This window comes from Chryseobacterium sp. HMWF035 (genome assembly GCF_003094695.1).
Classification (GTDB): Bacteria; Bacteroidota; Bacteroidia; order Flavobacteriales; family Weeksellaceae; genus Chryseobacterium; species Chryseobacterium gambrini.
In genome coordinates, this window is the sequence record NZ_QEHP01000113.1 from 150,215 (window position 1) to 162,064 (window position 11,850).

At 37.6% G+C, this 11,850-nt stretch carries 8 protein-coding genes; 5 read left to right on the forward strand and 3 right to left on the reverse strand.

From position 1 onward, the window contains the following. Entirely contained in the window at nt 1-1,230 is a 1,230-nt protein-coding gene (locus tag DD829_RS17010; RefSeq protein ID WP_108409469.1) for an MFS transporter, read from the reverse strand. A 123-nt stretch (nt 1,231-1,353) separates the two neighbouring features. Here DD829_RS17010 and DD829_RS17015 point away from each other — a divergent pair, with 123 nt between their 5' ends. Continuing rightward, nucleotides 1,354-2,259, forward strand: coding sequence for an AraC family transcriptional regulator (locus DD829_RS17015; protein WP_108409470.1), 906 nt, complete (start codon nt 1,354-1,356; stop codon nt 2,257-2,259). Nucleotides 2,260-2,432: 173 nt separating this feature from the next. Here the strand turns inward: DD829_RS17015 and DD829_RS17020 are convergent, their stop codons facing one another. Next, a complete protein-coding gene (locus DD829_RS17020; RefSeq protein WP_076390886.1) occupies nt 2,433-2,987 on the reverse strand; it encodes a thioredoxin family protein in 555 nt (184 codons plus the stop codon). A gap of 291 nt (nt 2,988-3,278) precedes the next feature. Between DD829_RS17020 and DD829_RS17025 the strand changes: the two genes are divergently transcribed. The 4 genes from DD829_RS17025 to DD829_RS17040 all read left to right on the forward strand — a co-directional run bounded on the left by DD829_RS17025 (nt 3,279) and on the right by DD829_RS17040 (nt 10,511). Continuing rightward, nucleotides 3,279-3,875: a TetR/AcrR family transcriptional regulator gene (locus DD829_RS17025; RefSeq protein WP_108409471.1), complete on the forward strand. Its 597-nt coding sequence runs from the start codon at nt 3,279-3,281 to the stop codon at nt 3,873-3,875. A 361-nt stretch (nt 3,876-4,236) separates the two neighbouring features. Then, a complete protein-coding gene (locus DD829_RS17030; RefSeq protein ID WP_076390884.1) occupies nt 4,237-5,397 on the forward strand; it encodes an efflux RND transporter periplasmic adaptor subunit in 1,161 nt (386 codons plus the stop codon). A 225-nt stretch (nt 5,398-5,622) separates the two neighbouring features. After that, entirely contained in the window at nt 5,623-8,805 is a 3,183-nt protein-coding gene (locus DD829_RS17035; protein WP_108409574.1) for an efflux RND transporter permease subunit, read from the forward strand. A 293-nt stretch (nt 8,806-9,098) separates the two neighbouring features. Next, nucleotides 9,099-10,511 (forward strand): efflux transporter outer membrane subunit, encoded by a 1,413-nt coding sequence (locus tag DD829_RS17040; RefSeq protein ID WP_108409573.1) that lies wholly within the window; start codon nt 9,099-9,101, stop codon nt 10,509-10,511. A 319-nt stretch (nt 10,512-10,830) separates the two neighbouring features. Here DD829_RS17040 and miaA read toward each other — a convergent pair whose 3' ends face one another. After that, nucleotides 10,831-11,751, reverse strand: coding sequence for a tRNA (adenosine(37)-N6)-dimethylallyltransferase MiaA (miaA, locus tag DD829_RS17045; RefSeq protein WP_108409572.1), 921 nt, complete (start codon nt 11,749-11,751; stop codon nt 10,831-10,833). Between the last annotated feature and the right edge of the window lie 99 nt (nt 11,752-11,850).

Here is an 11,850-nt window from a genome sequence, read left to right on the forward strand (position 1 = left end):
TTATTTTTTAGGATTTATTTTTAATTTGTTCATAATAACTGCTGAAACAATCAACAGGGAAAGCGGAATCAATGAGAGATAAAATGCCTGCTGTCCGCTGAATTCCTGAAACACAAAACCTGTAATAATGGATCCTATGGTTCCTCCGATTGCAGAGAAAACCACAATTAAACCCGACATTGCGCTGTGTAAATATTTCGGGATTGACGCTAAAATCACAGAATTGATGCTTGGATAAATCGGAGCCAGTAAACCGCCCATCAAAGGAAATAAGTAAACAACCAACGGAGCATTTAACCAGGTCGTTCCTGCACCAATACTAATATTGTGAGTTAATGGCAGAACCAATAAAATACTTATGGCAAAACCTACCACACAAAAAGAAACCACATAAATCCAACTGAATTTTTTTGAGAAAAAGCCCGAAAGAAATCTTCCCAACGCGAAAGCCCCTGCCAAAACAGCTCCTGCCTGAATACTCATGGAAGTCGGAACTTTTAAAATTTCCTTGTAAAAAGTCGGCGTCCAGGTCTGGAAACTCTGCTCTACCAAAACAAAAAGGAAAGCACACAGTAAAAAGAACAGGACTTTTTTATAACTGAATAAACTCACACTGTTTTTCAAATCTCCCAACAAATCTGTTTTTTCACTTTTCGCTTCGTTTTCATTTAATCTGGTAAAAAACAGGAACAGAAAAGACAATGCTGAAAGTCCACCTAAAACCCAATACACATTCAGCCAATGGGTTGATCTCGGATTGTGGTCGTCTATGAATAAGCTGAATAAAACATTTCCCATTAATACGCCGATCATAAAAAAACCTTCCAGATAACCCATAAAACTTGAATGTTCCTTATCTGAATCCGTTACCAAACCAATGGAAGTGAAAACGGAAATTTTAATTAACGCAAAAGAAACCCCGACGATGGTAAACAGCAATTTGAAAAACCAGAATTCGTTGGCAAAAGGCATTACAAAACACATACAGCTTACCAAAAGCAAAGCGATCAGCATCGATCTTTTAATTCCTATTTTAGGTAAGAACGAAGCCAGAATGAATGAGCAGATCGCAATCGGCAGATCTTTAAACCCCTCCAGAACACTTGCTGAAGATTTGGAGATCCCGAAATTTTGCTGCATTTGTAAAATTACTGTTCCCACGGAATTCAGAAGAATCGCGAAAACAAAATAATTTAAAAATAAAACTGCCTTAATATTGAAATTTTTCATTCATATAATTTCTTGTGGGCTAAGATATATTCATTTGCCTTAACATTAATTTAACATCATAAATGAATATTTGAACTATATTAATATAATTATTATTTTAGGCTTCAAAATATGATTAACTAAATGAAAGTCACTTTTGAACGTGTTGTCCCCGATGAAAAGAGCTCTTTTCGCACCATTCACAACAATTCTCCCATCTCGGAATTTAAATGGGAATACCATTATCATCCCGAAATTGAGCTCGTCTGTATAGTTTCCGGGAGCGGGACAAGGCATGTCGGTTATCACAAAAGCAATTACACCAACGGTGATCTGGTGTTAATAGGTTCCAATATCCCCCACTCCGGTTTTGGACTGAATTCTATCGATCCGCATGAAGAAATTGTTTTGCAGTTTAAAGAGGAGATTCTGCAGTTTCCGCAACAGGAAGTTGAAGCCAGATCAATCAAAAATCTTCTGGAACTGTCAAAATACGGAATTCATTTTCATGATGAGGTTCACATCAATATGCTTCCGAAATTAAAACTCATGCTGAAATCTGAAGGCTACAAAAGATATCTTTTATTGCTGGAAATTCTTTTTGAGCTTTCAAAATGTGATGATTACGAACTTCTGAATAAGGAAATTATGCCTTACACGATTATTTCCAAAAACAAAACAAGACTGGAAAATATTTTCACGTATGTTGAACATCATTATGATAAAGAAATTGACATTGAGGACGTCGCCAAACTTGCCAATCTTACTTTACCTGCATTTTGTAATTTTTTCAAAAAAGCAACTCAGATCACTTTCACCGAATTTGTGAACCGGTACCGCATCAATAAAGCCTGTTTACTGATGGCACAGGATAAAAGTATTTCAGAATGCAGCTATAGCTGTGGTTTTAATAACGTAACGTATTTCAACAGAATGTTTAAAAAATATACAGGAAAGACACCTTCAGAATTCATGAAAAATTTTCCACAGAACAGAGTGAATGTAGATTTAAAGGTAGAGGAAGAAGTAAAAATAAAAGCCGGTTTTTAGCAAAATAAATTGTGGATAACTCTGTGGATAAAATTGTGGATAACTTTTTTAACTAAAATTAAACAATTCATTTATAAATCATTACAAAACAAAAAAAGCTGTTCAAAAAGAACAGCTTTATATATTTGAATTGCAAAGCCATCAACTGACAGCCCGCTATTATCAACCAAAAATTACTTCCACTTGATATTGCATCCCATGCTCGGTTTCTGAATTTCTTCCTGCGGTTCTCCCAACAAAAGATTTTCGAAAGCAATAATCAGATCTTCTCCTGTTACTTCTTTGTGATTTCCCGGTCTGGAATCGTCCATCTGTCCTCTGTAAATTAAATCCAGTTTTTCATCAAAGAAAAAGAAATCCGGTGTGCAGGCTGCATCATACGCTTTTGCGATCGCCTGACTTTCGTCGTATAAATAAGGGAAATCAAACTTTCTTTCAATCTGGAATTCAATCATTTTTTCAGGAGAATCTGCGGGATATTTTTCCACATCATTCGAATTGATGGCGATAAATTCAATTCCTCTTTCGTTGTAATCTTCATACAGTTCGGTTAATTTATCAATTACATGAAGAACAAACGGACAGTGGTTGCACATAAAGATTACCAAAGTTCCTTTTTCGCCTTTCAGATCATCCAAAGACTGAATTTCGTTACTTTTTGACGGGTTCGGAAGCTCAAAAAAAGGAGCTTTTGTACCCAGTTCGATCATATTTGAGGGAGTATTCATAACTTTTTTATTTGATTACAAAGATATAGAATTTCTTGATTATTATAGTATGGAGGATGGATGCGAGAAGATGGAAGTCTCAGAAATTATAATCGATTGAATGGGACTATAAACTCTATTAATTTTTACGATAATTAAACAAATACTGCTTAGAAATATCCTATTCTTCCGGCATCCAGCCAATTTACAGACATCTTCAAAATCTTACTTTAAAAGTTAAAGCGTAAAATTTGTTTGGAAGATATCCTCAAAAGTTTGTAGTTTTGCTAACACTGTTAGTAATTAAAAATCATGGGTCTGCACGAACGTCGGCAAAGAGAGAAAGAAAATATACGCGCCAGTATTCTGGATGCGGCATTTTCTTTGGCTAAAACCGAAGGATGGGCATCCCTTTCCATGAGAAAAATTGCCGATGCCATAGAATACAGCGCACCGGTGGTTTATGATTATTTTGAAAACAAAGAAGCGATTTTGTACGAAATTTCTCTGAATGGCTTCAACTGTTTACATATAGAATTGCTGAAAGCACAGAGAGAATATGACGCTCCGGACGAACAACTGAAAGCTATTGTGGATGCTTACTGGAAGTTTGCATTTAAAAACAAAGAGTATTATCAGCTAATGTTCGGATTGGGAATGCAGTGCAGCGGAAAAGGAATGATGAAGGAAGAATTTTCTTCTTTCCAGAATATGCTTTACGAGTGTACGTACGAGATTATTAAGAAAAACGGATCAAATCCTGATAACGCCTGTCATATGTCACACGCCTTATTTTCAGCAGTTCATGGTTTGATATCAATTATGATGATGCGTAATGACGATATTCCTTCTACCATGAACAAAACGACTTTAGATGAAACAGTTTCTGCTTTCATTAAGTCTTTGTAAATTTTTTTGAACTAAAAATTAACACCGTTAGGAATATTAACATCCATTAATGTAAATTATTCATTTAAACCAAATTAAAAATAAAAAAAAACAATCATGCAGAATATAAACAATTAATTATTGATCTTTTTTACTTTAATAATTAACACCGTTAGCAAAAGTAACACACTTCACACCTCATATAAGTCATATTTAACTAACATTAAAAAGTTCTTCTCATGGAAACAACGATCTGAAAGTCGACATTAAGAATTCTATAATTTTTTTTGAACTAGAAATTAACACCGTTAGAAAAAATAACAGAATTCAACTTAAAAACATCACTACTTAATCTAACACTTCATTAAAAATTAAACTCAAAATGAAAATATTTGGAAAAATAAGATTCATTGTACTTCTCTCAGGAATTATCCTTTTACAAAACTGTACAAAGGCTGCAGAAGGAGCCAACGCTGCTCCACCCGCTCCGGAACTGCCCGTTTATACCGTCATTACATCTCCTGCAACAACCTATCAGGAATTTCCTGCCGCTTTGGAAGGAAAAAACAACGTGGAAATCCGGTCTCAGGTCGACGGATATTTAGATAAAATCTATGTGGAAGAAGGCGCTTACGTAAGAGCCGGACAGCCATTATTTAAAATAGATTCAAGAGCTTACGGAGAGCAGATGAATATGGCAAATGCCAATTTACAGGTTGCCAATGCCAATATCCAGAAAGCTAAAGTGGAAGTTGACAGGCTGGAACCTCTGGTTGCTGCAAAAGTCGTTTCTGAAGTACAATTGAGAACGGCAAAAGCAAATTACGCCGCCGCAGTTGCCGCCGCTTCACAGGCGAAAGCTTCCGTTGGAGGAGCAAAAATCAATATCGGATTTACAACCATCACGGCTCCGGTAAGCGGATACATCGGAAGAATTCCTCACAAAAAAGGAAGTCTGATCTCCAGAACAGATGCGAATCCGCTGACTTTACTATCAGACATCAGCGAGATTTACGCCTACTTTTCTTTAAGTGAGCTGGATTTTATCGCTTTTCAGAATAAATATGAGGGCGCAAGTTTAGAAGAAAAACTGAAAAATATGCCGATGGTGGATTTGGTGATTGCCGACAACAGTGTCTATCCGCAAAAAGGAAAAATGAGCATCGTAGACGGACAGTTCGACAAATCTACAGGAGCAATAAGCGTTCGTGCGGTTTTCCCAAATACCAACGGAACGTTGAGAACAGGAAATACAGGCAGAGTTCGTATGCCTCAATTGATATCAAATGCAGTAGTTATTCCTCAGGAATCTACGTTTGAGATTCAGGATAAAACCTATGTTTATGTGGTTGGCAAAGACCAGAAAGTAACCGGTAAACCTGTAAAAATCTCAGGAAAAACTGAAAACTATTATTTCATTTCCGAAGGAATACAGCCGGGAGAAAAAATCGTATTCACAGGAATCGGAATGTTAAAAGATGGTGCTTCGATTAAGCCGAAAGCGATTTCATCCGACAGCTTACTGAAAGCAAAACCATTATAACCGTTTAAACTTCTTTTTAACCACAAAAGTCATATAAGATTTTAAACACTTAAGTTATTGTAAGTTAAAAAGCAATCGCTCAATAAGTACACATAAGGTTTTGAAAATCATTGATTTTCAGCTAAAGTGAACTGCATGCAAAGTTTTTAATTAAACTAAAAGCTACTTAAGTGTTTAAAAATTTAAGGCTAAAAAGTTTAAACCACATTAAAAAATAAACTTCTTATGTTAAAACAATTTATAGAAAGACCGGTACTCTCTACCGTGATCTCCATAATACTTTTATTATTGGGGGCGCTCTCCCTCTTTAATTTACCCATTGCCCTCTTTCCGGATATTGCTCCGCCGAGCGTTCAGGTAACGGCATTTTATCCGGGAGCCAATGCGGAGGTTGTCGCACGTTCTGTAGCTACGCCTATCGAAGAAGCTGTGAACGGGGTTGAAAACATGACGTACATGACTTCCAATTCCAGTAACGACGGTACGATGACGCTGAATGTTTTCTTCAAGCAGGGGTCTGATGCAGATAACGCAGCAGTAAACGTACAGAACCGAGTATCGAAAGCGATGAGCCAGCTTCCGCAGGAAGTTGTTCAGGCCGGAGTTTCTACGCAGAAAGTACAAAACAGTATGATCATGTTTATGGGGTTATCCAGTAACGATCCTAAACAATATGACGAACTTTTTTTACAGAATTATCTGAAAATTAATATCATACCACAGATTCAGCGTATTCCCGGAGTGGCGCAGGCGCAGGTTTTCGGAACGAGAGATTATTCCATGAGACTTTGGCTGAAACCGGACAGATTAGCAGCAAACGGACTTTCGCCACAGGAAGTTCTGAACGCGGTAAAAGATCACAATTTAGAAGCCGCTCCGGGTCGTTTGGGACAGGGAAGCAAGGAAACTTATGAATATATTTTAAAGTATAAAGGGAAATTAAACAAGAACGAAGACTACGAAAACATTGCTATTAAAGCCAATACAGACGGTTCATTTTTAAGGTTAAAAGATGTGGCAAGAGTAGAATTCGGATCTTATACCTATACAGCAGCTAACAGAGTGGACGGGAAACCGGTAGCCGGATTTGCGATTATGCAGACTGCCGGTTCCAACGCCAACGAAATCTTAACGGAAATTGAAAAACAGGTAGACCAGTTCAAAACAACGCTTCCAAAAGGAGTGGAACCGATCATCATGTACAATTCTAAAGATTTCTTAGACGCGTCTATTCATCAGGTTGTTGAAACTTTAGTGATTGCATTTATCCTCGTATTCATTGTAGTGTATATTTTCCTTCAGGATTTCAGATCTACTTTAATTCCGGCGATTGCCGTTCCGGTTGCGATTATCGGTACCTTCTTTTTCTTACAGTTATTTGGTTTCAGTATCAATATGCTGACTTTGTTTGCCTTGGTACTCGCCATTGGTATTGTAGTGGATGACGCAATTGTGGTGGTGGAAGCGATTCACTCCAAAATGGAAAATACCGGAATGCCTGTGGAACAAGCTACAACAAGTTCGATGAGTGAAATTTCCGGAGCCATTATTTCCATTACTCTGGTGATGTGTGCCGTATTTATTCCGGTTGGTTTCATGCAGGGACCTGCAGGAGTTTTCTACAGACAGTTTGCCTTTACACTGGCAATTGCCATTATGATTTCTGCGGTGAATGCCTTAACATTAAGTCCCGCTCTTTGTGCTTTATTATTAAATGATCCTCAGGGAGAACACGGTGAACATGGGAAAAAAACAGGTTTCGGAGCGAGATTTTTCAATGCTTTCAATACAAGCTTTAATAATTTAACAAAGAAATATATTTACAGTCTTAAATTTTTAATTAAAAACAAATGGGTTGCCGTCGGAGGACTGGTTTTGCTGACTGCCGCAAGTATTTTCTTAATTAAAAAAGCACCGTCAGGATTTATTCCTACCGAAGATCAGGGTTTCATTTTGTATGCCGTGAATACTCCTCCGGGAAGTTCATTAGACAGAACACATAACGCAACAGAGCAGATTGATAAAATCATCAACGGTGAAAAAGCGAAAAAAAATCTCTGGGTTGCAGACGGTCTGAATTTCATCAGTAACGCCAATGCTTCTCCGTATTCCGCAGGTTTCATTAAATTAAAAGACCACGATCAGCGGGGTGAAATCAGTGATCCGGATCAGATTGCAGCAGGATTAACAGGGAAAGTTTCGCAGGTGAAAGATGCCAATGCATTCTTCTTCAACTTCCCTACCGTTCAGGGATTTGGTAACGTTTCCGGTTTTGAATTTATGCTTCAGGACAGAACGAACGGCTCTTTGGAACAATTAGGAACCAATACTCAGGCTTTCATCGGAGAATTAATGAAACGTCCGGAAATTGCCTTCGCGTTTACAACGTATGCAGCAGGAAATCCACAATTCACGATTGAAGTTGATAATGATAAAGCCAATCAGTTAGGCGTTTCAATTACAGAATTAATGCAGACGATGCAGATTTATTACGGAAGCAGCTTTGTTTCAGATTTCAACCGATTCGGAAAATACTACAGAGTAATGGCTCAGGCAGATATTCCTTACCGTACCGATGCGAATTCTCTGGAGGGAATCTATGTTAAAAATAAATCCGGCGAAATGGTTCCTGTAAAAACATTGGTGACTTTAAAAAGAAGTTTCGGACCTGAAACAGTGACAAGAAACAACCTTTTCAATGCGGTAACGATCAACGGAACACCGAAGCCGGGTTACAGCACCGGAGATGCAATTAAAGCAGTGGAAGAAGTAGCACAGAAGTCACTTCCGAGAGGTTATGGGTACGAATGGACAGGGATCACCCGTGAAGAGATTAAAACAAGCGGACAGACTACTTTTATCTTTATGTTAAGTATTTTGTTTGTCTATTTCTTACTGGCAGCTCAGTACGAAAGTTACATTCTTCCGTTTGCCGTTATTTTAACGATTCCTACAGGTATTTTCGGAGTATTTGCCTTCACGGGACTGGCTGGAATTGATAACAACATTTACGTTCAGGTCGGATTGATCATGCTGGTCGGATTATTAGCGAAAAATGCAATCCTTATTGTGGAATTCGCCGTACAGCGAAGAAATGCGGGACGATCTTTATTAGAATCCGCTCTTCAGGCTTCAAGATTACGTTTAAGACCGATCTTAATGACCTCGTTTGCCTTCATCATCGGGATGCTGCCGTTAGTTTGGACTCAGGGAGCCTCTGCGAAAGGTAACCACTCGATCGGGATGAGTACTGTGGGCGGAATGTTAACAGGAGTTGTATTCGGAGTATTCATTATTCCGGTGATGTTTGTGATTTTCCAGTATTTACATGAAAAAATGCCGAGCAGAAAAAAGAAAAGACTTCAAAGACAGAAACTGGAGGAAGAATTTTTAGCTGCGGCTCATTAATATATAATTGACAAAACTTTGAGAATTTAAATATAATTTGAACCATTAGGTTTTTGATTAAGAAGTTAAGATTATTAAGATAGGCTTCGCTGTTAGCAGAATACTTATTAAAAATCTATTTGATTTTTCTTAATTAATCTTAACTACTTAAATGCTTCTTAATGGTTCAAATAAAAAAATAGAGAAGAAACTATTCAAACTAAAATCATAAAAAGCAAAGTATTTTCTCCTACTAAAGACTGCTTGGAAACAATTTCTCAAAGTTTTGTAATCCATTAAAAATTTAAACCTTTATGAAAAGAATAAAAAATATCATCATCACTTTTGGACTGGCTTTGGTTTCAGTCTCCTGTGTGTCGAAACTGGCATACAAGGAGCCTGAACTGGAGCTTCCCGAAACCTTTAAATATACAGCAACAGCAGATACCGCAAGTGTGGCAAACCTGGAATGGAAACAATTTTTCAGCGATCCGATGCTGCAAAACTTAATCGAAAAAGGAATTAAAAACAATTACGATTTACAGATTGCTTTGAAGCAGGTTGCTTCATCACAGGAAAAACTGAAACAGGCAAAGTATCTTCAATATCCTGATGTTGGTTTCGGAGTTTCCGCACAGATTTCCAAGCCTTCCAAAAACAGCATGAACGGACAAAGTTTGAACTTGTTTTTAGGAAAAAGCTATGTTGAAGATTACAATGCAGCATTCAATTTATCCTGGGAAGCTGATATTTGGGGTAAAATCAAAAATCAGCAGGAAGTTTCAAAAATGCAGTATCTGCAGACTTATGAAGCAACAAAAGCCATTCAGACGCAGGTTGTTGCAGCCATTGCTCAAGGGTATTACAATCTGCTGATGCTGGATAAACAATTGCAGATTGCCCAATCTAATCTGGAACTCAGCAACCGTACGCTTTCTCTTACAGAAAAATTATGGCAAAGCGGTGACACCACTTCTTTAGGCGTTCAACAGGCAACAGCTCAGAAACAATCGACTGAATTATTGATTACGCAACTGGAACAAAATATTGCGATTCAGGAAAATGCGTTGAGTATTCTGGTGGGTGAAAATCCAAATAAAATCGACAGAACGATTGAAATGTCTGATACTTCTTTACCACAGGACATTTCCGCAGGACTTCCCGCAGCAATGGTAAGCCGTCGTCCGGATGTCCGTCAACAGGAACTGGTTTTACTGGAATCCAATTCTATGGTAGGAATTGCGCAGGCAAACATGTACCCTTCCTTGAAAATTACGGCAAATGGCGGCATCAATTCATTTAAAATTGATAACTGGTTTCAGATTCCGGCTTCATTGTTCGGTTCTGTTTTGGGAGGTCTGACTCAGCCGATTTTCCAGAAAAGACAATTGAAAACGGATTTAAATGTGGCTAAAATTCAAAGAGAGAAAAACGTATTGGCGTTCCGTCAGTCGGTTTTAAATGCGGTGGGAGAAGTTTCTGATGCTTTGGTTTCCAATGAAAGTTTAAAAGTTCAGGAAGAAAAAGCAACGGAACAGGTGGCAACCTTAAAAAACGGAATCAAAAGTGCCGAAATGCTGTACAAAGGCGGAATGGCAAACTATTTAGAAGTGATAACAGCTCAGGGAAATTCTTTACAAGCTGAACTTAATCTGGCGTCTGTAAAAAGACAGAGATTGAGCAGTATTGTAGATTTGTACCGGGCTTTAGGAGGCGGTTGGAAGTAGTAAATTAAAATTATATTGTTATGGGATGCAGTCTTTTGGGGCTGCATTTTTTTTTGAATTAAATTTTCAAACTAATAGCTTTCTGTCCTGTCATTCTGAACGGAACAAAGTGGAGTGAAGAACCTATAATATTTTCGTAGAGATTCTTCCTTCGTCAGAATGACAATCTGCGAAAATTTTGAACCATTAAGAATATTTAAGGAGTTAAGTTTAATTAAGAAAAAAATCAAATAGATTTTTCAATCAGCACTATATTAAAAGCGAAGCCAATCTTAATATTCTAAACTCCTTAACAAAAATCTTAATGGTTCCAAAAGATTTATTTTTGAAATTCCTCATTAATATACCCAATCAACCCCTCAAAATCCTCCTGCGAATATCCCAACTGCAAATAATGAATATCATCCGCTTTTCTGTACCAAGTCAATTGACGTTTTGCGTACCTCCGGCTGTTTTTTTTAATTTCGGAAACGGCAAAATCAAGATCCCATTCTCCATCAAAATATTTAAATAATTCGGAATAGCCAACCGTATTCAAAGCGGTGAGATGTTTAAATTTCTCAAGACTTTTTGCTTCTTCCAGCAAGCCTTTTTCCATCATGATATCCACTCTCCTGTTAATCCGGTCGTACAACTCTTCTCTCGGTGCTTCAATTCCGATACGGATGGTTTTAAAATCTCTGGAATCCTGCGAAACAGCTATTTGTTCAGAATATTTTTTATTCGTCTGCCAAATCACGTCGATAGCCCGCAAAAGTCTTCTGTGATTGTGAAAATCTACTATGGCAAAATATTCGGGATCGAGTTCTTTCAGGATTTCCCGAAGTTTTTCGATTCCTTCATTTTCGAAAATTTCCTGTAATTTTTTCTGATTGTTTTCATCCGCTTCCGGTAAATCATTCAATCCCTCAATCACTGCTTTCTCATACATCATGCTTCCACCAACTAAAATGACGGTATCATGTTTTTCGAAAAGTTCACTGATTTTTTTTAAGGCATCTTCCTCATATTGCCCGATCGAATAATATTCTTCCACCGAAAGATTTCCGATAAAATGATGAGGTGCTTCGGCAAGTTCTTCAGCAGACGGTGAAGCCGTTCCGATTTTCATTTCCCTGAAAAACTGTCTCGAATCACACGAAACAATCTCTGTGCTGAAATGTTTTGCAAGATCAATTGCCAGTCTTGTTTTACCAATTCCGGTGGGTCCTACAACAGAAATTAAAATTTTCTTTTTCACCGCGCTAATTTACGAAAATGAGTTTATTTAATTGGCTGGAAGATTGGAAGAACGAAGATGAAAGTTAAAATCGTTATTCAATAATATACACAACAATCT